Origin of the sequence: Pseudoalteromonas sp. MMG024 (assembly GCF_021654175.1) — a bacterium.
Lineage (GTDB): Bacteria > Pseudomonadota > Gammaproteobacteria > Enterobacterales > Alteromonadaceae > Pseudoalteromonas.
The window spans coordinates 99,281-122,222 of the sequence record NZ_JAKFZO010000003.1 but is presented as its reverse complement, the minus strand read 5'-3'; the positions used below and the strand labels follow the sequence as shown (position 1 = coordinate 122,222).

General features: G+C 42.3%; 25 protein-coding genes. 19 read left to right on the top strand and 6 right to left on the bottom strand.

All coding sequences use genetic code 11. The annotated features are described in order from the left end of the window. The first annotated feature begins 1 nt into the window (after position 1). From L1068_RS03865 to L1068_RS03775, 19 genes are all read left to right on the top strand, one after another. Positions 2-1,315, top strand: a complete 1,314-nt coding sequence (locus L1068_RS03865) for an AMP-binding protein (RefSeq protein WP_237129169.1) — start codon at positions 2-4, stop codon at positions 1,313-1,315. Then, positions 1,308-1,664, top strand: a complete 357-nt coding sequence (locus L1068_RS03860; protein ID WP_237129168.1) for a thioester dehydrase — start codon at positions 1,308-1,310, stop codon at positions 1,662-1,664. Before L1068_RS03865 ends, L1068_RS03860 begins: the two co-directional genes overlap by 8 nt. Before the next feature lie 4 nt (positions 1,665-1,668). Next, positions 1,669-2,403 carry a glycosyltransferase family 2 protein gene (locus tag L1068_RS03855; RefSeq protein WP_237129167.1) on the top strand — a complete coding sequence of 245 codons (735 nt, stop codon included), beginning with the start codon at positions 1,669-1,671 and terminating at the stop codon, positions 2,401-2,403. A gap of 13 nt (positions 2,404-2,416) precedes the next feature. After that, positions 2,417-3,331 carry an acyltransferase gene (locus L1068_RS03850; protein ID WP_237129298.1) on the top strand — a complete coding sequence of 305 codons (915 nt, stop codon included), beginning with the start codon at positions 2,417-2,419 and terminating at the stop codon, positions 3,329-3,331. 13 nt (positions 3,332-3,344) lie between these two features. Beyond that, the gene (locus tag L1068_RS03845; protein WP_237129166.1) at positions 3,345-4,898 is read left to right on the top strand and encodes an aromatic amino acid lyase; all 1,554 of its coding nucleotides are present in this window, start codon (positions 3,345-3,347) and stop codon (positions 4,896-4,898) included. Further along, positions 4,891-5,322, top strand: coding sequence for an acyl-CoA thioesterase (locus tag L1068_RS03840; protein WP_010559414.1), 432 nt, complete (start codon positions 4,891-4,893; stop codon positions 5,320-5,322). Before L1068_RS03845 ends, L1068_RS03840 begins: the two co-directional genes overlap by 8 nt. Then, positions 5,315-5,854 carry an outer membrane lipoprotein carrier protein LolA gene (locus L1068_RS03835; RefSeq protein ID WP_237129165.1) on the top strand — a complete coding sequence of 180 codons (540 nt, stop codon included), beginning with the start codon at positions 5,315-5,317 and terminating at the stop codon, positions 5,852-5,854. The genes L1068_RS03840 and L1068_RS03835 overlap by 8 nt, the downstream gene beginning before the upstream one ends. A gap of 1 nt (position 5,855) precedes the next feature. Beyond that, the gene (locus tag L1068_RS03830; protein ID WP_237129164.1) at positions 5,856-8,099 is read left to right on the top strand and encodes an MMPL family transporter; all 2,244 of its coding nucleotides are present in this window, start codon (positions 5,856-5,858) and stop codon (positions 8,097-8,099) included. Beyond that, on the top strand, positions 8,096-9,343 hold the full coding sequence (locus tag L1068_RS03825; protein WP_237129163.1) for an NAD(P)/FAD-dependent oxidoreductase: 1,248 nt from the start codon (positions 8,096-8,098) through the stop codon (positions 9,341-9,343). The genes L1068_RS03830 and L1068_RS03825 overlap by 4 nt, the downstream gene beginning before the upstream one ends. Then, on the top strand, positions 9,325-9,867 hold the full coding sequence (locus tag L1068_RS03820) for a DUF3261 domain-containing protein (RefSeq protein WP_237129162.1): 543 nt from the start codon (positions 9,325-9,327) through the stop codon (positions 9,865-9,867). Before L1068_RS03825 ends, L1068_RS03820 begins: the two co-directional genes overlap by 19 nt. A gap of 1 nt (position 9,868) precedes the next feature. Next, positions 9,869-11,044 carry a beta-ketoacyl-ACP synthase gene (locus tag L1068_RS03815; protein ID WP_237129161.1) on the top strand — a complete coding sequence of 392 codons (1,176 nt, stop codon included), beginning with the start codon at positions 9,869-9,871 and terminating at the stop codon, positions 11,042-11,044. 150 nt (positions 11,045-11,194) lie between these two features. Further along, positions 11,195-11,650, top strand: coding sequence for a hotdog family protein (locus L1068_RS03810; protein WP_237129160.1), 456 nt, complete (start codon positions 11,195-11,197; stop codon positions 11,648-11,650). Next, positions 11,647-12,372: a 3-oxoacyl-ACP reductase FabG gene (gene fabG / locus L1068_RS03805; RefSeq protein WP_054980760.1), complete on the top strand. Its 726-nt coding sequence runs from the start codon at positions 11,647-11,649 to the stop codon at positions 12,370-12,372. The genes L1068_RS03810 and fabG overlap by 4 nt, the downstream gene beginning before the upstream one ends. Further along, positions 12,372-13,595, top strand: a complete 1,224-nt coding sequence (locus L1068_RS03800; protein WP_237129159.1) for a beta-ketoacyl-ACP synthase — start codon at positions 12,372-12,374, stop codon at positions 13,593-13,595. The genes fabG and L1068_RS03800 overlap by 1 nt, the downstream gene beginning before the upstream one ends. A gap of 3 nt (positions 13,596-13,598) precedes the next feature. Then, positions 13,599-14,402, top strand: a complete 804-nt coding sequence (locus tag L1068_RS03795; RefSeq protein ID WP_237129158.1) for a MipA/OmpV family protein — start codon at positions 13,599-13,601, stop codon at positions 14,400-14,402. Positions 14,403-14,411: 9 nt separating this feature from the next. Next, on the top strand, positions 14,412-14,840 hold the full coding sequence (locus L1068_RS03790; RefSeq protein ID WP_010559404.1) for a hypothetical protein: 429 nt from the start codon (positions 14,412-14,414) through the stop codon (positions 14,838-14,840). A 62-nt stretch (positions 14,841-14,902) separates the two neighbouring features. Then, the gene (locus L1068_RS03785; protein WP_010559403.1) at positions 14,903-15,118 is read left to right on the top strand and encodes a VF530 family protein; all 216 of its coding nucleotides are present in this window, start codon (positions 14,903-14,905) and stop codon (positions 15,116-15,118) included. A gap of 67 nt (positions 15,119-15,185) precedes the next feature. Beyond that, positions 15,186-15,446: a DUF3081 family protein gene (locus L1068_RS03780; protein WP_010559402.1), complete on the top strand. Its 261-nt coding sequence runs from the start codon at positions 15,186-15,188 to the stop codon at positions 15,444-15,446. 76 nt (positions 15,447-15,522) lie between these two features. Next, positions 15,523-16,050, top strand: a complete 528-nt coding sequence (locus L1068_RS03775) for a hypothetical protein (RefSeq protein ID WP_237129157.1) — start codon at positions 15,523-15,525, stop codon at positions 16,048-16,050. 62 nt (positions 16,051-16,112) lie between these two features. Here L1068_RS03775 and L1068_RS03770 read toward each other — a convergent pair whose 3' ends face one another. From L1068_RS03770 to L1068_RS03745, 6 genes are all read right to left on the bottom strand, one after another. After that, positions 16,113-16,811, bottom strand: a complete 699-nt coding sequence (locus L1068_RS03770; protein ID WP_237129156.1) for a TorF family putative porin — start codon at positions 16,809-16,811, stop codon at positions 16,113-16,115. Between the two features lie 4 nt (positions 16,812-16,815). Continuing rightward, positions 16,816-18,033: a choline transporter gene (locus L1068_RS03765; RefSeq protein WP_010559399.1), complete on the bottom strand. Its 1,218-nt coding sequence runs from the start codon at positions 18,031-18,033 to the stop codon at positions 16,816-16,818. A gap of 134 nt (positions 18,034-18,167) precedes the next feature. Further along, positions 18,168-19,817: a choline dehydrogenase gene (gene betA / locus L1068_RS03760; RefSeq protein ID WP_237129155.1), complete on the bottom strand. Its 1,650-nt coding sequence runs from the start codon at positions 19,815-19,817 to the stop codon at positions 18,168-18,170. A gap of 11 nt (positions 19,818-19,828) precedes the next feature. After that, positions 19,829-21,292: a betaine-aldehyde dehydrogenase gene (gene betB, locus L1068_RS03755; RefSeq protein WP_237129154.1), complete on the bottom strand. Its 1,464-nt coding sequence runs from the start codon at positions 21,290-21,292 to the stop codon at positions 19,829-19,831. 2 nt (positions 21,293-21,294) lie between these two features. Beyond that, positions 21,295-21,885, bottom strand: coding sequence for a transcriptional regulator BetI (betI, locus tag L1068_RS03750; protein WP_237129153.1), 591 nt, complete (start codon positions 21,883-21,885; stop codon positions 21,295-21,297). A 589-nt stretch (positions 21,886-22,474) separates the two neighbouring features. Further along, on the bottom strand, positions 22,475-22,867 hold the full coding sequence (locus L1068_RS03745) for a hypothetical protein (RefSeq protein WP_237129152.1): 393 nt from the start codon (positions 22,865-22,867) through the stop codon (positions 22,475-22,477). Positions 22,868-22,942 lie beyond the last annotated feature (75 nt).

The following is a 22,942-nucleotide window of genomic DNA, read 5'->3' as shown; positions in this document are numbered from 1 at the left end:
TATGCATACAACCAGCCCTTCGATTTTAGATAGAGATATCTGTGCTAATGCGGTAACGGCACTTGCCAATCAATTACGCGTGTTTAAACAGCAAACTGGTGCGCAGTCTTTGGTGTTATACCATGCTGCAAGTGATGTGTTTTTGGTACGTTTGCTGGCGGCCGCACATGCAGGTTTTGATGTTATATTTCCAGCCAACGGACAGCCAGAGAATATCCAGATCGCCAGTGAAGATGCCGACTATGTGTTGGTCGATGAATTTAGCGGCGACAAACACCTTTCACTGGATTCCCTTAGTTTTGCTGAATCGTTACAGCAATCTGCCGCTGCGTTAACGCTACCAGAATCTGGAAAACTTACATTTTATACTTCTGGCTCAACAGGTTACGGTAAGCCTGTGGTAAAGTCTTGGCAGCATATTAATGCTGAGCTTACAAATTTGTGCAATACCTTTGTATTTGATTCTGATTGCCAAATTGTTGCGACGGTATCTCATCAGCACATTTATGGTCTGCTATTTAAGTTATTTTGGCCGTTACATGCGAATTACACAGTAAACCTCACATTTGTTGAATTTCCTGAGCAATTACGCGCCTTAGTCGCGACACAGCCTTCGGTTATTATTACTAGTCCCGCATTTATTGACCGTCTTATTCGTGACAATGTATGTGTTTCAGTTAAACACAATATTGCGGGGGTATTTTCATCAGGCGGACCGCTTAGTGATAACAGTGCAGTGACCTTGTTTCAACAATTGGGCGTTGCGGCAACGCAAATATATGGCAGCACTGAAACGGGTGGCATTGCGTATCGCCAAGTCTCTGAGTTTAAAACTGAACCATGGCAGTGCTTTGACGGTATAACGGTATTAAAGCATCAGCAGCAGCTTGCAGTTAAATCGCCTTATTTTGATGATGCAATGTTTGTCACGCAAGATTGTGGTGAGATTTTAGAAGATGGACGCTTTAGTTTGTCAGGTCGCTTGGACCGCACCATTAAACTTGAAGAAAAACGCGTTAATTTAGATGCACTTGAGCGTGTATTAAGCGACGATAATGCGATTACCCAGTGTAAAGTGGTTTTGTTAACGCAAGGATTTCGCCAGCAACTGGGATTAGTTGCACAATTGTCGGCCGCTGGGCTTGGCGAATTGAATAAAAACGGTAAACTAGCGCTCAATAAGCGCTTAAAGCAAGTACTTGCTGGGCAGTTTGAGGCGGTGTGCATGCCACGTAAATTTCGTTATGTGGATGAGTTGCCAGTTAACAGCCAAGGTAAGTACGTATTTGCAGAATTGGAGAAGTTATTTGACTAAGTTACAAGAATCATTACCAGAAGTACGCGCCATTGAAGAGCAAGACGATACGGTAAAACTCACCCTTTGGGTTGACGGTAGTTTAGATTATTTTAACGGTCACTTTCCACAAGCACCGATTTTAGCCGGTGTTGTGCAATTAGATTGGGCAGTAAAATACGCACAGCAACACTTTTCGTTAAGTTCCGCGCTGGTTGATTCTGTTGAAGTATTGAAGTTTCAAGTGGTGATTGTTGCAAATTCAGAGGTTGAGCTTACTCTCATCAAGAAAAACGACAGCAAATTTACCTTTAGCTTTCATTCAGAACATGGTCAGCATTCATCAGGCCGCGTAGTGGTGCACAGCTAACATTATGCACGCGTGTATTGTTATCCCAAATTATAACCATGTTACTGTGATTGAATCGGTTTTAACGGAGCTAAGTGCCCTCGATTTACCGATTATTATGGTTAATGATGGCTCAACAGCGGATGCGGGCGCTGTCATGCGTCAATGCGAATCTCAGTTTCCGCTATTAACCTTGATTGAGCACAGTGAAAATCAGGGCAAAGGTGGCGCTGTTCAAACGGGTTTACTGACAGCCGATAAATTGGGTTATAGCCACGCAATACAAGTTGATGCCGACGGTCAACACGACCTAACCGATATTCAAACCTTAATCTACCTTGGCAAAAAGTATCCCGACAGTGTCATTAGCGGCCAGCCTATTTACGATGAATCTGTACCGAAAGTGCGTTTATACAGTCGTTACATTACTCATTTTTGGGTGTGGATTGAAACTTTATCGTTCAGTATAAAAGATTCAATGTGTGGCTTTCGCTGTTATCCAGTGAAAGAAACTGCAGCGCTGCTGCGTGATAAACAGCTTGGCAAGCGCATGGATTTTGATATTGAAATCATGGTGCGCCTATTCTGGCGTGGTACGCCAAGTCGGTTTATGCCAACGAAAGTTATCTACCCAGAAGGCGGTAGTTCACACTTTCGCGCCTTTGAAGATAACGTGCTAATTAGCTGGATGCATACACGCTTATTCTTCGGTATGTTACCGCGCATACCATTGCTGCTTTGGAGAAAACTGCGTGGCTAAACATTGGTCGACAATGCAAGAGCGCGGTACCTTGCTTGGTATGCGTATTTTACTAGGCTTTTATCGTTTGGTAGGGCGTCGTGTATTGTGGTTAATGTTGTTTCCTGTGGTGTTTTATTTTTACTGCACAGGTAAAACGCAACGTGCGGCGAGCATCGCGTTTTTAAACCAAGTGGCTCAGCATAAAAATCAGCCAGTCAATGCTGGTTTTTGGCATGGGTTAAAACATTTTTGCAAATTTGCTGATTCTGCGTTTGATAAAATTGACGCGTGGCTTGGCAAAATCCCACTCGACGCCATTCAATATCAAAATCATGAAGAATTTGCTGAATTACAAAAAAGTAAGCAAGGGGCCATTTTCATTGGCTCGCACTTAGGTAATTTGGAAGTATGTCGGGCGCTCAGTCAAGGCCGTTACTCAGTAACCATAAACGTTTTAGTGTTTACCCATCATGCAGTTGAATTTAATAAGGTGCTGCAACAAATCAATGCCGATGCCAAAGTAAACCTCATCCAAGTTACGGATATGAGCCCTACCTTGGCGATTTTACTGAAGCAAAAAATTGATGATGGCGAAGTAATAGTGATTGTTGGTGACCGCACTAGCTCAAGCGTCGCTGGCAGGGTAAACTATTGTAATTTCATGGGTAAACCAGCACCGTTTTCGCAAGGGCCATTTATTCTCGCGAGTTTACTCGAATGCCCGGTGTATTATTTATTTTGTTTAAAGGCGCATAACCGCTATTTAGTTATCTTTGAAAAAGTTGCGGATAAGTTAAAATTTAGCCGTAAAACACGACAGCAGGATCTACAAACAACAATTCAGCATTTTTCAGATCGTCTGAGTTTTTTTGCGAGTCAGTATCCTTACCAATGGTTTAATTTTTATGATTTTTGGACTGACGACAGTAAAGTCAGCCGAGATTAGTTCGGAGTAAGAAGTGATTAATCAACAGCAAACAGGGCCACTGACGTTCGGCCAAGGACCGCTTTCAATTGAAGATATTGTCGCGATAGCAAAAGGACACACACAGGCTAAGCTGTCGAATGATACCGGATTTACTCAACGCATTGACGCAGGCGTTGCCTTTTTAGATAAATTACTCGCAGAAGACGGCGTAATTTACGGTGTAACAACCGGATACGGCGATTCCGTAACGCGCGCCGTACCACTATCGCTAGTAAATGAGTTACCACTGCATTTAACGCGTTTTCACGGCTGTGGTTTAGGCGATGTATTTTCGAAAGAGCAGGGCCGCGCAATACTCGCGACCCGATTAAACTCTTTAGCACAAGGTTACTCGGGTGTTAGTTGGGATATGCTGACGCTGTTAAAAGAATACCTAAACCACGATGTTGTGCCTGTTATCCCACAAGAAGGTTCAGTGGGAGCAAGTGGTGATTTAACCCCACTTTCATACGTTGCCGGCGCCTTGGTTGGCGAACGCGATGTGTATTTTAATGGTGAAGTGGCAAATAGTGGCGATGTGATGAAAGCTCTCAACCTAACGCCGCTTACGTTAAGACCTAAAGAAGGCTTGGCGATTATGAACGGTACTGCGGTGATGACAGCACTTGCATGCCTTGCTTACGACCGCGCCGAATACCTTGTCAAACTTGCTACTCGCCTTACGTCACTTGCAAGTTTAGGTTTAATGGGGAATTCACACCATTTCGATGATATTTTATTCTCGGTAAAACCGCATGCAGGTCAACAACAAGTGGCTGCTTGGATCCGTGACGACCTAAATTATCACACTCATCCGCGTAATGCCGACCGTCTACAAGACCGTTATTCTATTCGCTGTGCGCCGCACATTATTGGCGTGCTAGCGGATACGTTACCTTGGTTACGTCAGTTGATTGAAAATGAGCTAAACTCGGCAAACGATAACCCAATTATTGATGGTATTGGTGAACACGTGTTGCACGGTGGTCATTTTTACGGTGGCCATATTGCAATGGCAATGGATACGCTGAAAACGGCGGTTGCTAACTTAGCTGATTTGGCCGACCGTCAAATTGCGTCATTAGTTGATAGTAAGTTTAACAATGGTTTGCCAAGTAACTTATCAAATGGCGATCCAGAGCGTCAGTACATTAATCATGGTTTTAAAGCAGTGCAAATTGGCGCATCTGCATATACTGCTGAGGCGTTAAAACTAACGATGCCGGCAAGTGTATTCTCTCGCTCTACTGAATGTCATAACCAAGATAAAGTGAGCATGGGCACCATTGCAGCGCGTGACGCACTGCGCGTTATTCAGTTAACTGAGCAAGTATTAGCGAGTACGTTGTTAGCGTCAATTCAAGCATTGCGCATTCGTAAAGAGCGTGGCGAAGTTGATGCCGACAGTCTTGCTAATGGATTAACCGAAATGTATCAAGACATTACTGGTTATTTCCCGAATCTTGATGAAGACCGCCCGCTTGAGCGTACCTTGCGTGACACAGTCAATGCAATTCAACAGCAGAAATGGAAGTTATATGAATAGTCGAGATGCGCTATTAACTACGCAGGTTGAAATTGATGTACCGTTTCACGATTGCGACCCAATGCAAGTGGTGTGGCACGGTAACTATGCCCGTTACTTTGAGGTAGCGCGTTGTGAATTGTTACGCTTGTTTGATTACGATTATGATGAAATGGCAGCCTCTGGCTTTATGTGGCCGATCATCGATATGCGTTGTAAATACATTAAACCTGCGCGTTTTCGCCAAGTGATTGTGGTAACAGCGTATTTAAAAGAGTACGAAAACCGCATCAAAATTGATTATGTGATCAGCTGTAAAGAAACGGGCGAAAAGCTTACAAAAGGCTATTCAGTTCAGGTTGCGGTGGGCATTAGTGATGGTGAAATGCAGTATGTGAGTCCGCCAGCACTGATTGAAAAACTATCGAAGGTGTTAGATGCGTAGCGCATTGTTAGTTTGTATTGCGTTTGCGGCATTTTTTTTACACGCAAATACCACGCTTGTTGACGCGTTTAGTGAGCTAAAGCTGGTTAATCAGAGCAAGGTTAGCGGACAATTTGAGCAACACAAAAAAATTAAAGTGTTGAAAAACAGTATTGTTTCCGCTGGTAGCTTTAGTGCCGATCAAAGCGGCTTTGTGTGGCAGCAAAAAATACCGATTGCTTCAACAATTCGCATGGATGAACACGGCATTTACAGCAAAGATCATCGCGGAAATGAAAGCCAAATGACGAATGCTGATCTTTATATTCCGCTGCTACAAGCATTGTTATTGCAAGATCCAGTTAAGTTATCTGACTATTTACAGGTTCAATCGGTGGCAGATACTTGCATAAACTTGTCGGCAAATGAGCCGCTTGACCAAGTGTTTAGTGCGGTAAAACTGTGCGGCACAGGCACCATCTCGAGAATTGTGCTCAGCGAGCAAGCAGGGCATACCACTGAGATCAATTTAACCTATGCTTCGGCTAATTAAGTTGAATTCTCAAAGAATTACTATCGCGCTTGCCTTTGTTGTTATTGCTGCGTTGTTTTGTGCAATTATCGCAAAGCAGTTCACCAGTGGTGACACACAATTTAGCAGTGATATTTTAGCGGTGGTGCCACAATCTGATGTAATTGCGTCTCCTGCGATTACTCACGCGAAGACAATTATACAGCAGCGCTCATCTGGGCAGCTGGTATTTAGTAGTGGCAACAAACACGCGTTACTCGCGTTTAAGCAAAGATTAGCGCAAAATGCAGCGCTGACGTACATCCCGCCACCTGATATTAAGCTCGACGAAGTGGTGGCGTTTTACTCCCGTTATCCCGGCAGTCTAATGTCGAGTAGTTATCCTAGCCAACTGTCAGAGCCCAGTGAATTACTCAACTACACTTTGGCGGAATTAACCAAGCCAGACAGTACCTTAAGCGCAAGCTCATTATCAAGTGACCCAACATTAGCATTGGCAAGTTTTCTAAATGGTGTGTCGCATATGGGCAGTATGGGGCAGCAAGATGGCTTGTTTAAAGTTCAGTTGTCACGGGCGAAACAACAGGTTTTTGCCGTGGATGACGCGCACAAAACCTTTTACCTTGCGCGTTTTATGCTAACTGAAAACGGCGCAGACTTTTCGCAAAGTATCGCATTAACGCAACAAATTACGGATTTAATTAGCCAGTTTGAGACTGAATACAACAGCCGTATTTATTTCTCAGGTTTTGCGTTTCATGGCAGTGAAAATGCACAACAAGCAGAATATGAAATTTCGACATTTGGCATCATTAGCTTAGTTGCTGTGGTGTTGTTAGTAATCGTATTTTTTAGAAATTTAATTGTTATTGGGCTGATGCTGGTGACAATTTTAAACGCCTGCATTTGGGGCATGGCTGCGCTGGTATTGGTTTTCGATAACATTGAATTGATTGGCTTAGTGTTTTCGGTGACCTTAATTGGCGTCGCCATTGATTACTTATTCCATGTGCTGTGCGCCGAAAAAAACACGATTACAACGAGCTTGGTTCTTGGCTTTGTAACAACTGCCGCAGGTTATGCACTTTATAGCTTTTCACCAATGGCCTTATTACAACAAGTCGCGGTGTTTATGATTTTTGGTCTGCTTGGTGCGCTTGTGTTTTCTCTTTTTTGTCAGTATGCGCTTGATCTTAAAATTAAAAAGCCGCGTATTGCTTGGGCGAATGTGTTAATGCGATTAAATCGTGAAAAAGCGAAGTTACTGGCAGTATTAGTTGTATTGTTCTCCCTTGGCTTTTTAGTGAAACCGATTGTGCATCAAGATGACGTTGCTGTTTTGAGTAATACAAGTGAGACACTTAAACATAATGAAATGTTTAACCTTGCTTTACTTGGCCAAAGTAATAAGCACCACTTTTTACTGACTGCTGACTCCATGCAATCGGCGCTTGAAAAACAAGAGACGGTAGTTAAATGGTTGGAAAAAAACGCCAATCAGGTTGAAGTAAACAGTTTGGCAAATTACTTGCCGTCACTAAATGCGCAGCAAACTACCTATACCTTACTACAAAATAAAGTAGTGGCGGGTCACTATACTGAGGTGAGCAGTTCGCTTGGCATTAATGTGGGGGTTGAGCAATATTCGCCATTAACGGTGAGCGAATTTAGACAGTCGCCACTTAAGCAGCTGTTACCGCTTCATTTAGTGTTTGAAGATGCGCACAATGCGGTGCTTTGGTTTAATGTTGACACATTAACGAGTGATACCCTGAATGAATTATTAAACGAACATGGAGATTTCTTGCATTTACTTGATAAACGTCAAGAAATTTCAGATGCATTAGGTCATTATCGCTCTACAGTAATGGGACTTATGGCATTAAGTGCGGTGGTTGCAATGCTCGTTATGGCGCTACGTTTTGACTTGGTCACGGCGTTGTTGTCAGGGCTTATCATTGGCTTAGTGACGCTGTGTGCATTGTTACTCTCGAGTTGGTTACAAGGTGCGGTAAATTTATTTAATTACCTCGCAACAATTTTAATTTTAGCGCTGGCAATTGATTATCTAATTTTTTATCGTAGTAAGGGCTTGTGCCAAAGTAACTTGCAGGCAATAAGTTTATCATTATGTTCATCATGTTTGGTGTTTGGCATATTAATATTGAGTAAAACACCGGCTGTTTTTAGTTTTGGTTTAACCTTAGTTATCGGGTTAGTGAGCCTTTACCTATTGGCTCCCTGTATTGTCAAGGAAAGGAAATGAAGGTAGAAAAAGTTGATGTAGTTGTAATTGGTGCAGGTCCTTCAGGCGCAGTTGCAAGTAGTTTATTAAATAAACAAGGAAAAAAGGTTGTCGTATTAGAGCGTGAAACATTCCCGCGCTTTTCAATTGGCGAGAGCTTATTACCTCAGTGCATGACCTATTTAGCTGAAGCTGGCTTAGTTGATAGTTTAAATTCACAAGCGGATGCACTTGGCTTTCAGTTTAAAAATGGTGCCGCATTTGAAAAATCAGGCGAACACACCTTTTTCGACTTTACCGATAAGTTTACCGAAGGACCAGGTACTACGTTTCAAGTAAAACGTGCAGACTTTGATAAATTACTTGCCGATGGCGCAGCGCAGCAAGGGGTTACAATTCGTTATCGTCATACTGTAATTGAAGTGACTGAACACGCTGATTTTATGCGTTTAATTGTGATTGACCAAAGCGGTGAAACCTATACAGTTGAGGCTAAATTTGTGTTAGACGCGAGCGGCTTTGGCCGAGTGTTACCGCGTTTACTCGATTTAGAAAAACCGTCAAAATTCCCTGTGCGCAGTTCTTATTTCACGCATGTTGAAGACAATATTGATGATGCTAACTTTGATCGCAATAAAATTCTAATTACTGTTCACCCAGAGCATCCAGATGTGTGGTATTGGTTAATTCCATTTTCAGATGGTACGGCAAGTATTGGTGTAGTAATTGAGCCTGAAAAAGTTGTGGCAGCAGAGCGCGAACATCAAGAGATTTTGTTTGATTATATCAATCAAGTACCAAACTTATCTCAACTACTAAAAAGTGCCAAAGCGATTGCACCTGCACGCCAAATTAAAGGCTATTCAGCGGACGTAACACGTTTACATGGCGAGCGCTTTGCGCTGTTAGGCAATGCTGGAGAGTTTCTAGATCCTGTATTTTCAAGTGGTGTAACCATTGCACTTCGCTCTGCGTGTCTAATTGCACCTGTGGTAAATGATTTGCTCGATGGCAAAGAAGTAGATCTTGCTACACAATATGCAGAGCCGCTTAAGCAAGGTGTTGATTGCTTTAAAACCTTTGTTACTGCGTGGTATGACGGTCGTTTCCAAGACGTTATCTTCCATAAAGAGCAAGATCCGCAAATCAGACAAATGGTATGCTCAATTCTTGCTGGTTACGCGTGGGATACAAGTAATCCATACGTTGCGCATAGCGAGCGTCGTTTAGATGTATTAGCGAAGTTATGCAAAGAGTATCAGTAACCTTACTAATACTGTGTTTATTGGTAGTAGGTTGTTCAAGTGCACACCGTATTGATACGGTGTCGCTTGATAGCGCCATTCACTATGAATTACAAGCAGTACCTGAAAATTGGCCAAAAATGTCTGCACTGCAATTGGTCACAGTTACACGGGGTGATAAGCAAAATACCTTGTTGTTACAAAGCGAACGTTCCGAGCAGCAACTCAATTTAGTCGCGCTAACAGCGCAAGGAATAAGTTTATTCTCATTATCGCTGTTCAAAGACGGTAATTATCACGTTGAAAACCATTTACCCGGCATTAATTTGTACCCAAGCCATATGCTAGCCGATATGCAATTGGCAACATGGCCGCTTACAAATGTTAAGCAAGGGCTACTTGGCGCATCCATTTCGCAGCAGCAAGACGCACGCATTATTAGCGACCTAAATGGCGAGGTAATGCGCATTCGCTACACAGACACCACTACGACAATTACCCACATGCGTCGTCACTACACAATCACTATCGAAGAGATAAACTAATATGGCAATCGGCTTAAATGACTTAGGGCTTGTTTGTAGCCTAGGCGACAGTAAGCAAAGTGTGATGGCAGCACTGTCAAACAGTGAACTATCACAGCCGCAATTACTGACCAAATTTGATAAACCGGGCAATGACGGAACTGAATTTTTTGTCGGTGCTGTAAGCGCAACGTTACCAGAAATTTGTGAGCCACAGTTTAATACGCGCAATAATCAATTGTTGTTAACCGCGTTCAAACAAATTGAGCAAACATTTACAGCGCTAACAAAACAATCTGAAAAACAACGTATTGCCATTGTTTTAGGCACCAGCACTAGCGCCATTAGTGAAGGTGAAAGCGCCTATCAGCAATTTACAGATGAGGGTGATTACCCAGCGCATTTTAATTATCGTCAGCAAGAATTACATGCACCGAGTGAATATTTAGCGCATATAACGGGTGCAAGTGGCCCTTGTTACACTATTTCAACGGCATGTAGCTCAAGCGGTAAAGCATTAGTCAGTGCGCGCGGTTTAATTGAATCGGGTATCGCAGATCTGGTGCTTTGTGGCGGCGTAGATAGTTTATGTAAAATGACCTTAAATGGTTTTAAAGCGCTTGAATCGACCGCGGCTGAATACTGTAAACCGTTTCACAGCGAGCGTGATGGTATTAATATTGGCGAGGCGGCGGCACTTTTTGTAATGAGTAAACAGCCTGCTGCTGTGCGTTTATGTGGCGCCGGTGAAAGTTCTGATGCGTATCATGTTTCAGCGCCAGAACCGTCTGGCCGTGGAGCGATCGCAAGTATGACGAAAGCTTTGCAAGACGCTGGCATCGATGCCAAAGAGATTGGTTACATTAATGCTCATGGTACCGGCACACCAAAAAACGATGAAATGGAAGCGAACGCCATTCATTACCTTGGTTTTGATTGTTTAGTGAGTTCAACCAAAGGTTTTACCGGTCATACGCTTGGAGCGGCTGGGGCATTGGAAGCGGGGATCTGCTGGTTATTACTAAGTGATTTCAATAAAGACGAGGTAATTCCTGCCAATTACCGTGTAGCGGAACTTGATGAAAAACTTTCGCCAATTAGACTCGCAGCATCGAATTCTTCTGGTAAAATACGCTTTTGTTTATCCAACTCGTTTGCGTTTGGTGGCAATAATGTGTCACTTGTTTTTGGTAATTAGCGCATCAACGGAAAAACACCGAATTAAAAATGTAACGCTAGGCATCAGTGCTAACACTTAAGTGCCAGCGCTAGTAAACTCGATTAAGTGCTCACGCCCTATTTGGGCGTTGTTTATTTTGCACCCTTAATCCGAAACTTAGGTTAATTCATGACACATTATTCGATTGAAGCGGTGCTACCTCACGCCGACCCAATGATCTTGCTCACGCGCTTGGTGAGCTATGATCAAGACTCTGCAGTTTGCGAGGTCGATATCTCTGCACAATCAGCGTTTTTTAACGAACAAACTCAATCAGTTGCAAGTTACATTGGTACTGAATATATGGCACAATCTATCGCAGCATACGCAGGTGCTTTAGCACTCGATGACAATGCTGCGGTTAAAATTGGATTTTTAATTGGTTCGCGTAAATATAAGACATTTACTCCTGAGTTTACGCTAAGGCAGACGTTAGCTGTTTCGGTTAAAAAACTGTTTCAAGAAGAAACAGGGTTAAGTGTATTTGAATGCCAAATTCTGCATGCAGATACGGTTCTTGCTGAAGCTAAAATCAATGTCTTTCAACCAGATGATCCTGTGCAGTTTTTAAAGGAACAACAATGACAAAACGTGTATTAGTAACTGGCTCAAGTCGCGGAATTGGCAAGGCCATCGCATTAAGATTGGCCGAAGACGGATTCGATATTACGCTTCATTGCCGCAGTGGCATTGACGCGGCAATGCAAGTAAAAGAACAAATAGAAGCACTTGGCCGGCACGTTAGCCTTGTTCAATTTGACGTATGTGACCGTCAAAAAACGCAGCAAGCATTGCTTGCGGATGTCGAAGCCCATGGAGCGTATTATGGCGTTGTCTGCAATGCCGGTGTAACACGCGATACTGCCTTTCCTGCAATGACAGGTGAAGAGTGGGATGAAGTATTAACTACAGGATTAGATGGTTTCTACAACGTAGTGCAACCTTTGGTGATGCCGATGATCCAAACTCGTAAAGGCGGCCGCATTATCACTATGGCGTCGGTATCGGGCATTGCTGGTAACCGTGGGCAGGTTAACTACAGCGCAGCAAAAGCAGGTTTAATTGGTGCAACTAAGGCACTGGCGCTGGAAGTGGCAAAACGTAAAATTACAGTAAATTGCGTCGCACCGGGTTTAGTTGCAACCGATATGGTTGATGATTTACCAGTCGATGAAATTTTAAAAATGGTACCTATGCGCCGTATGGCAGAGCCAAAAGAAGTGGCGGGTACAGTGGCATTTTTAATGTCAGATGACGCTGCCTATATTACGCGTCAGGTTATTTCGGTAAATGGTGGGTTAGTTTAGTGAAACGCGTTGTTGTAACAGGAATGTCTGCGATTACTGCGCTAGGCGATGATTGGCAAACGTTTAAAAGTGCCTTAAAAACAGGTGAAAATGCAGTAGAGACAATGCCAGATTGGACATTTATTAATGGCTTAAATACCAATTTGGGCGCGCCAGTGAAGCATTTTGAAAAGCCTAAGCATTATTCACGCAAAAAGATCCGTTCAATGGGACGGGTATCACTTATGGCAACGCGCGCAACAGAATTAGCTCTCGAACAAGCTGGCCTTTTAGAGCACCCATCGTTAACGAATGGCGATACCGGTATCGCGTACGGCTCATCAATTGGCTCTACTGCGCCGCTTATTCCATTTGGCCGCATGATGGACAGTGGCGAAATGACTGGTGTGACAGCAACGAGTTATATTCAAATGATGGCGCATACCGCGCCAGTTAATGTGGGCGTATTTTTTGGCTTAAAAGGTCGCGTTATTACCACAAGCTCAGCATGTACATCAGGCTCACAAGGTTTGGGCTATGCTTTTGAGGCGATTAAATTTGGTCGTCAAAAGCTAATGGTTGCAGGTGGCGCAGAAGAGCTGTGTGTAACCGAAGCCGCAGTATTCGATACGTTATACGCGACCAGTTGCAAGAATGACACGCCAAAACAAACCCCACGCCCGTTTGATAAAGACCGTGACGGCCTGGTGATTGGTGAAGGTGCATGTACCTTTATTTTAGAAGAGTTAGAACACGCACAAGCGCGAGGCGCACATATTATTGCAGAAATTGTTGGCTTTGGCTGTAATTCAGACGGCCAACATGTAACCCAGCCAACCAGCGAAACCATGCAAGTGGCGATTGAGCAAGCAATTGCCGAGGCGGGTATAGAAAAGTCTCAAATTGGTTATGTGAATGCTCACGGCACATCAACTGACCGTGGTGACATTGCCGAATCTCATGCTACTTTCAATGTGTTAGGTAAGGTGCCGATTAGTTCGTTAAAGAGTTATTTAGGACACACCTTAGGCGCGTGCGGCGCTATTGAAGCGTGGGCGAGTATTCATATGATGCAAGACAATTGGTTTGGTGGCACGACGAACTTAGATAATGTCGACCCAGAATGTGCGCCACTCGATTACTTAAATGTAGAGGGACGTGAAATCAACACCGATTATGTGATGAGTAACAACTTTGCGTTTGGTGGGATCAATACCTCGTTAATCTTTAAACGCTGGTCGTAAATCATGTTGATGCGATGGATTGCACTTAGCCTACTGTTTATCTCAACACACAGTGTTGCCGATGAAGTCACGTTTGGCATTGGCGCATTTTATTCATCGCTCCCGCATTATTTAGGCGCAGAACAAAACGAAAGTTATGTGGTGCCGCTGCCGTACATTCACATAGAGAAAGAACATTATAAAGTAGAGCGCAACGAATTCGAATCATTTTATGAAGTTGCACCTAATCATTTTATTAGTGTCAGTGCAGGTGGTGCGATTGCCGTATCAAGTAAAGATAATCGTGCCCGCGAAGGCATGGACGACCTTGCCTGGGTAGGCGAAATAGGCCCAAGCTATCAATATTTTAGTTTTGGTAATCCTACCTCAGACGACTATCTGTACATTTCACCTTTTGTTCGAAAAGCCTACGCATTTGATGGCGGAGATATTGACGATATTGGCAGTGTGTATGGCGTTATGCTAGAGGCAGGGCAGCAGATTTATCAAGATGGCCAGCACCAAGTAAACCTTACTGGACGTTTTAGTACGCGTTTTGGAAGCCATGCTTACAACAGCTACTTTTATCACGTTGCTGAACAATTTCAAACAATTGACCGTTTGTCTTTCGATGCGGATGCGGGTTATCTTGCATCGGTATTTAGTTTAGGATTAACTTACGATAACGATTGGCTTTGGGCCGGCGGTTTTCTTCGATATTATAATTATTCACACAGTGCAAATCAGCAAAGTCCCCTGTTGCGTGATAATCACAACGTTGCACTTGGTTTTGGCTTTGCATGGAAGTTCTATTCATTAAAAAATTAGGGAGAAGTAATGAAAAAATTAATTCTTGGTGTTTCGCTTGCACTTGCTGCAAGTACTGCAACGGCGCGTGATGATATTGGTCGTTACTCAGTTGAAGAGCTACTAAGCACAGCAAAAGCTGAGCAAGCGCTTGATCCAAATATTAAACTATTTTTTGGTAAGCAAAAAGCGGGCGAAGTAAAGTCAACTTACGGTGAAGTGCAAACCAATAAAAAAACCAATGCGTTCAACAAAAGCGATAAAGAAGCGTGCCAATGGGTAATGCTTAGTGCATTGAAATCATTACAAGAGCGCGCGCGTAGAGAAGGCATGAATGCCGTAATGAACATTAGTTCGTACTATAAAAAACGCGAATTTGTAAGTGATACTGAATTTGAATGTGGCGCAGGTTTTGTAATGGCCGGTGTGACATTAAAAGGTGATTTGGTTAAACTATAAGAGTTCAACCATTCTTTAAAAAAAGCCCGTTTAGGGCTTTTTTAATATTTAAGGCAGCAAAAATGCAAAACCAACCAAATAACCCATTACATGGCTTAACGTTAGAGAAAATTGTGACACAATTGGTCGAAGAGTATGGTTGGGATGGCCTTTACCGCGAGATTAAAATTAACTGTTTTTCAAACGATCCTTCAATTAAATCATCGCTAAAATTTTTACGTCGTACCCAATGGGCGCGTGACAAAGTTGAAGCACTTTACCTTGATACGTTCCGCTAACTGATCTAAACGTCCAGTAACTCACTATAATTAAGTAACAATTTGAGAAATCAGGGAGTGCTTAATTATGAAAAACGAGCTAGACGCCAAACTATTATTGAAAGTATTCGACCTTATCTACCAAAAGGGCGAAGACTTTGAAGACGGTAAACTCTATCAAGGGATCACCGCGTTTTCTGATATTGACGGCTACACCATTTACCTGAAAGGAAATGGTGTATTGCTGCGTTTTGGCTTTCACAACACCTATCATCTTGATTATGAACACAGTAAATTAAAAGACGTGTTTATGAGCAAACTCGAATCTTTGGTTAAAGAAGTCGAATAACGCCTTCCTTTAGTTAGCTAACCTACTTAAATCTAAAAAATATTTATTTGAAAAACGCGATACGCGCGAGGAACTTATGAGACAGATCATTATTTTAATTCTTTTGCTATTAGGTACTGGATGCACAACGCATTATCCAAACCAAGATATTGAAGGAAAACGGTTTCCAAATGTCACAGGCACCAGTTTAGAAAAACAAACCGTTAGTTTACCAGCGCATGTTGCTGGCAAGCCGAGTGTATATTTAATTGGCTATAAACAAGATTCGCAATTTGATATTGATCGCTGGTTAATTGGACTTGATATGAAAGAAGTGGACGTGGTTGCTTTTGAATTACCTACTATTGCAGGCATGTTTCCGCGTATGTTTAGTGCCCAAATTGATGAGGGTATGCGGCGCGGCATTCCAAAAGAGTTATGGGGTGGGGTAATTACAATTTATGAGGACGGTGAGCGTATTCAGGCTTTTACCGGCAATGAAAAACCAAACAACGCAAGGGTTTTGTTGTTAGATGAAAAGGGTAAAATTGTTTATTTTTATGACAGCGGTTTTAGCGTTGCTGCGCTAAATGATTTAATTGCCCGGTTGGCAGAGCTAGGTTAATTTAGGTAAAAGAAAAGGCGCAATGTGCGCCTTTTTACTTTTATGCGTTTAAATATTGCAGGTTACAGCGAGAATGTTCTTGAAATAGAGAACACTAAGCGCTCATCTGCGGTGTCCCAATCAAGGTTTGTGTTTTCCGCCGCAAGCTCTAGGTTAAACCCTTTAAAGCTGGTTTGATAGGCTAATCGATAGTGATGATACGACGAATTATTGCCATCCCATAACCACTTATCGCCATCAAGTGAGTTTGACACATCAAAACTTGCACGTAGCGTATGATTTGGCGCGATTTCATAAGAATGCGCTAGCATCGAAACAGTGTGGCCTGCGCCTGTACCAAAGTAATCCCAGCTGTACCAAAAGTTAAACTCGGTATTACCTAATGCTGATGAATAGCCAAATTTTGCGTAAGCTTCAGGGTAGTTACCATCATCTGAATAACTTGCACCGTGGTAGGTGTAATACGCGATACCATAATCAAGGCTTAGCGCATCGTTAAGGCTGATATAGTGCCCAGCGTAAAAATCCCACTCAATGTTAGTGTCGTCACCAAAATCTACATTTGATGCCCAACTACCCGCGTAAAAGCCATTGTCAAATGATTTGTCGAGACTAACCTGTAGCGCTGGGTCGTTCATGGTTTGGCTAACACCGTTGAAAGTGTAGTCAGATGCCCCAGTTACCGTTGTACTCCAATCGGCATGCGCCACGCTTGTCATTACTGCAACCGGGATTAGTGATAATTTAATTAAATTTTTCATATGATTAGCTTATTGTCTCTATTTTATTAAAATCAATTGCGTTTTCTTTTGGAGAACTTTGAATCGTCTTAACTGTTTTGAATTTATTAACCAAAATAAAACCAAAACCAGCAAAGAAAATCGCAATAACAATGGCACCAACCCATTGGATTTGTAAAAAGTTCAGTTTAAATAATAGTGTTAAAAGTGAAAGTGCAACAATATTTAGCAACAGATAATTGCGCTTACCTAAACGGGCGACGGTTAGGTTAAGGTTATCTGTGTATAAGCGGATCAGTGAGTCTAATGAATTGATCACAAACACAATACCAACAAATACCATTGCAAAATTCACTAGGCCATCGGTTGCAATACCAGCATCATGGTAGTGATACAGCACGGCAAACCAAGCGGCAATTGGAATTGACGGGAAAATCAACATCGCTGCGAGTACTTGGTAGGTTTTAAGTCCACCAACAAAACGAGAGGTGAATTGACCAATCATAATGCTCCACGCAAACCACCAGAATAAATAGAATTCATGATAATCGTTAAGCGGCAATACAAAATGATGAATATTCGCAAAGTAGTCGCCAATTAGTGCTAAGTTATTTGTATAGGCACTCATTTCGCTGTCGCCAAATACAAAGGCGCCAGCCCACATAGCAACAATTAACGCGATAAATACCCAGGTTGTTGTAATACTTAAAAAGCGTACATAACGAATACTGGTGCTTGAATAAGCAGCAAAACAAATTGCCGCAAATACAATTAAGTAAAATGTTGGCACAATTGATTCGCCATCACCTACCGCAGGTAAATACCAAGGCAAGTTACTCAGTAACAAAAAGGCAGTAAACGCACATGTGCCTATAATCACCACGTTGTTAACCAATTTTACCAGCGGAATTTCGAAAAATTTCACTTTAGGTTCAATTACACAGAAATAAAAACAGGTCAAAAAGTAGAAACCCCAAATTAAGAATCCCCAAAAACCAAACTCAATTGCGAGTGGGTTTGTGAAGCCATATTCTGGGCTTGCTTTTATGTCTGCATAACCGGCAAACTCGGTTAGCGGGAACATGATCAGGCCAACGTCGAGGCCAGATGTAAACAGAATTGCAATAAAGGTAAATGTTTTAACTGGGGTCACACCCACTACTTGCATATTGCCCCATTTATATAAAATAAAGGCGATTGAAAGTAAGGTGAACAAAATGCCAGCACTAAGCCATAAGGTCATTGTCACCCTCCCAGTATAAGTAAAAATAGTCCATAGTTTTCCTATTTGTTGTTGTCATAGTTAATTAATAGCGAGTTGCTATTTGTTGAAAATAACGATGAAAGTTGTGATGCTTTCATCGTTATTACCAATTTTTAGCGCTGTTGCTGCTGCCAATCTGGCTTAATGCCAACAGGCACAGCAGTTGAGTTAAGCGCTGGCTTTGCCAAAATGATGTCAGCCGCTTTTTCTGCAACCATAATGGTTGGCGCATTTAAATTGCCGTTCGGTATGGTTGGGAAAATAGAAGAGTCCACTACGCGTAAATTGCTTATTCCGCGCACTTGCGTATTTGAATTTACTACCGCCATATCGTCTTCCCCCATTTTGCATGAGCAACTTGGATGATAAGCACTTTCAACGGCATCACGCACAAAGGCATCAATTTCTTCATCAGTTTGAATTTGTTCGCCAGGTTGAATTTCACCGTCGCGGTAATCATCAAATGCAGGCTGTGCGATAATTTCGCGAGTTAAACGCACGCAAGCGCGGAACCCTTCAATATCGTCGGGGTGCTGTAAGTAATTAAACTGAATCTTTGGCGCAATACTCGGATCAGACGATTGAATCGTCACCGCACCACGACTTTTCGGTTTATTGTGGCCCACATGTACCTGAAAACCATGGCCATCAAATGCCGATTTACCATCGTAACGAATCGCCGCAGGTAAAAAGTGATATTGAATATCTGGCCATTCAACGCCCGCTTTTGAACGAATAAAAGCGCAGGATTCAAAGTGGTTAGTAACTCCAAGACCTGATTTTGCAAACAACCATTGTGCGCCAATTAAACCTTTTGAAATCAGCCCTAACTTGCCATTTAACGTAATTGGCTTTTTACATTTGTACTGAAAATAAAACTCTAGATGATCTTGTAAGTTTTGACCGACACCTGGTAACTCGTGCTGCACTTTTACGCCGGCTTGTTCAAGCACGTCGCGTGGTCCAATGCCCGATAATTGCAAAATATGGGGTGAGCCAATCGGACCGGCGCTTAAAATAACCTCTTTATTAGCAATGGCGCGATGCGCTTTCCCTTTAATGGTGTAGTTCACACCCGTTGCTTTTTTGCCTTCCAAACGTACTTTAGTTACCAGTGCATTGGTTACTATGGTTAAATTCTTGCGGTGCTTTATTGGATCTAAATAAGCGCGACTTGCCGAGCAGCGAATGCCGTTTTTAACGGTCATATGCATTGGGCCAAAACCTTCTTGGTTTTCACCGTTGTAGTCGTGAGTATGGTCATAACCTGCTTGTTTACCCGCTTCGATAAACGCGCGGTACAAAGGGTTAGCCATCTCATTACCGTTATTAACGCCAAGTTCACCATTGCCGCCGCGATAATTATCTTCACCTAAATACCAGCTTTCGGCTTTTTTGAAGTAAGGTAAGCACGCTTGGTAATCCCAGTTTTCTGCGCCGTGTACGGCCCATTCGTCAAAGTCTTTTGCATGACCACGTACGTACACCATGCCATTAATTGACGAAGAGCCACCCAATACCTTGCCGCGCGGGCAGTGCATACTGCGATTATTAAGGTAAGGCTCTTTTTCAGTATGAAATTGCCATGCGTATTTATCGCCATTCATTGGAATTGATAACGCCGTTGGCATTTGAATAAAAATACTTTTATCCGAACCACCGGTTTCCAGTAAAAGTACCGAATGTTCGGGATTTTCAGATAAACGGTTGGCGAGCACACACCCAGCTGAGCCTGCGCCGACAATAATATAATCGTACTGCATAAAATTACTCACTAAAATGGGCTTTCAATTTGGCTCATGCCAACATAAATTGATTTGGTTTGGGTGTAACTGTTCAGTGTTTCAACACCGTTTTCGCGGCCGATACCTGAGCGCTTGTATCCGCCAACGGGCATTTCTGCAGGCGAATTACCGTAGCTGTTTATCCAACAAATACCGGCATTTAATTGATGAATCACGCGGTGAGCACGTTTGATGTTTTGACTAAAGACACCCGCGGCTAAACCAAGTTCTGTATTATTCGCGCGTTTAATCACGTCATCTTCATCGTCAAACGGTAATACACACATCACTGGGCCAAAAATTTCTTCTTTGACTATGGTCATGTCGTCATTGCAATCAACAAAAATAGTTGGCGCAACGAAGTTACCGTTAGGTGCAGATTCTGGCGTTGCCTGATAACCCCCAGTTAAAACCGTGGCACCTTGCTGTTTACCAAGCTCGATATAGTTTAAAACCAAGGCTAAGTGCTTTTTCGAAATTAGCGCGCCTAAATTAACATTTGGATCGAGTGGATCGCCCATTACAATGTTATTTTCGGTGCGGTTTTTTAACTCTTCGATAAACTCATCGTAAACATTTCTTTGAACATAAACACGAGTGCAGTTGGTACACACTTCACCTTGGGTATAGAAGTTACCAAGCATTGCAGCGCTTACCGCTTCGGTGATTTCGGCATCATCGAACACGATTAACGGCGACTTACCACCCAGTTCCATGGTCACTTCTTTTAAGTTGCTGGCCGCACTTTGCATCACTTTTTGGCCTGTGCCCACTTCACCAGTGAACGAGACTTTTTCAATATCTGAGTGTGTTGTTAACCATTGACCAACATCGCCTGCGCCGTGTACCACGTTGAATACACCTGCTGGCATGCCTGCTTCAATAAATATTTTGGCAAGTTCAACCGCGCCGCGAGGTGTTTCTTCAGATGGTTTGAAAATTAAAACGTTACCTGCCGCAAGTGCCGGGCCCGATTTCCAACAGGCAATTTGCAGTGGATAGTTCCACGCACCAATACCAGCGCAAATGCCTAATGGCTCTTTTCGTGTATAGAAAAAGTCATTACCAACCGTTTGCTGTGAACCTAGTTGTGTTGGTGCAAGGCCTGCAAAATATTCAATAACATCGGCACCTGTTTCAATATCCACACAGTCGGCTTCTTGAATTGGCTTACCTGTATCCAGTACTTCAATTTTTGCCAAATCGTCGTTGCGCTCACGCAATAGGGCAACCGCTTTTAATAAAATTCGACTACGTTCAACAGCGCTCATTGCTGACCAAGTTGCAAAGCCCTGTTTGGCACTTTCAATGGCTTGCTCTTTTATAAAGTCGTCTGCGATTTCAGTTTGGTAAATAACCTCGTTTGTAGCGGGATTGATTACATCAAACGACTGACCTGATTTGTTTTCAAGCAGTTCGCCATGAATAAAGTTGAGCAATTTAGGAAGAGACATAATTAATCCTGACACACGGGAATAAGGGAGTTAACGTAGTTTTTAGCAAGCAATTCTGCATTGCTAAATTCGGCTTCGTTTGCTTTGGTTAATACGGCACGTAACCAAAGGCCGTCGATCATCGCTGCGCTAAGGGTTGCAGCTTGTAATGCTTGTTCATAAGGCAATAACGTTTTGAACGAATAAAGTAAATTGCTGTACAGACGTTTTGCGTTGACCGCTTGCAAGCGGTGTAATTGTTCGTCATGCATTGATTCTGCCCAAAAACTCAGCCACGTTTTGGTGACATGCGCCTGCTTTTGTACAACTGAGAAATTTGCTTCAACGATTAACATAAGACGTTGTTGCTGACTTATGTTTTCGTCGATTTTTGAGATTAAGCTGGATTTTAAACTGGTTAGTAAGTAACGCACGGTCGCTTCAATTAACCCATTCTTACTACCAAAGTAGTGACTGATAATGCCCGAGGACAATCCAGCATGTTTGCTAATGGTATTAATCGTTGTTGCTTTTAATCCGAGCTCGGCAACTGAGTTTAATGTGGCGTCAATCAGCTGTTGACGACGTATGGGTTCGTATCCAACTTTAGGCATATTTTTATTAATTGATCGTTCAATAAAAATAAATTTTAATGAACTCTAACTAATATTTCAAATCTAAGGGCGCGTTTACGTTTGTGTTTATGTATGTTTTTGCAATGATATAAAATAGTAAGCTACTGAATTTGTTATTTTAATTTTGTCATTAAAATTATTTAAAAATAATTTGTTTTGTTGTCATATTATTACAATTAAAACTATTTCTACTGTAAGTAAATTGGTGTTCCGAGAAATGCGGGGCAAGTTTTAGCTGGCGTTAATTTAAGAAATGGCTCTCAAAAAGAGGCTGTTTGGTTAATGTAGTTTATGTGGATGCATAGGGTGTTAAGGCAACAATACCAATTCACTTAAATAGCTGATCATCGTAGCGGACGAAGCATCATGCTCACTGCGTTAGAATTTATCAATGTAGAACAAATACATAAGAAAAATTCCGCCTTGTTATCATTTCATTTATTCAGCGCTATCCCTGAGCTCATATTTAACAGAATTGGTATAATAAAAAAGATTAGCAGGAAGTTTTTTGAGATGGGTAAACAGGGTAACTAATTTTTAATTTAGGTACGTTACCCTTATTTAAGTGTTAAGCAATGAGTTGCTTTACTACAGCAAGTTGTTGTTCGCCAGTGGTGGCTTTCGCAAGTTGCGATGCTAATTTGCTGCCATTTATGTCAGACAGTAATTTTGCTAATGCATGTTTGGATAAGGTTACGTCAAAATAATCATTAAGTTCATGACCTCCAAACCAAATTAGTCCGGCTTTTTCCAGCCAATCAATAGCGGCACTAATTTCAATTGCTAAATCAAGCGGCGAATCGCAATGAAATCCACCTTGATTAATTAACATGTGCGCTAACGTGGAGCATGAAATGTCTATTTTGTTGGGAAATGCCGTTTGAGTTTGTGTCATTACATGGCATACCACAGCTTGAAACAAGGACATATTAGGCAGGTTTTTACTGATTGTATCGTTCATATTTTTCTTTAACCACTTGCTGTTGCGGCACTTTTTACTATTCTTAAAATATACATTTTTTAAGTATCATACACT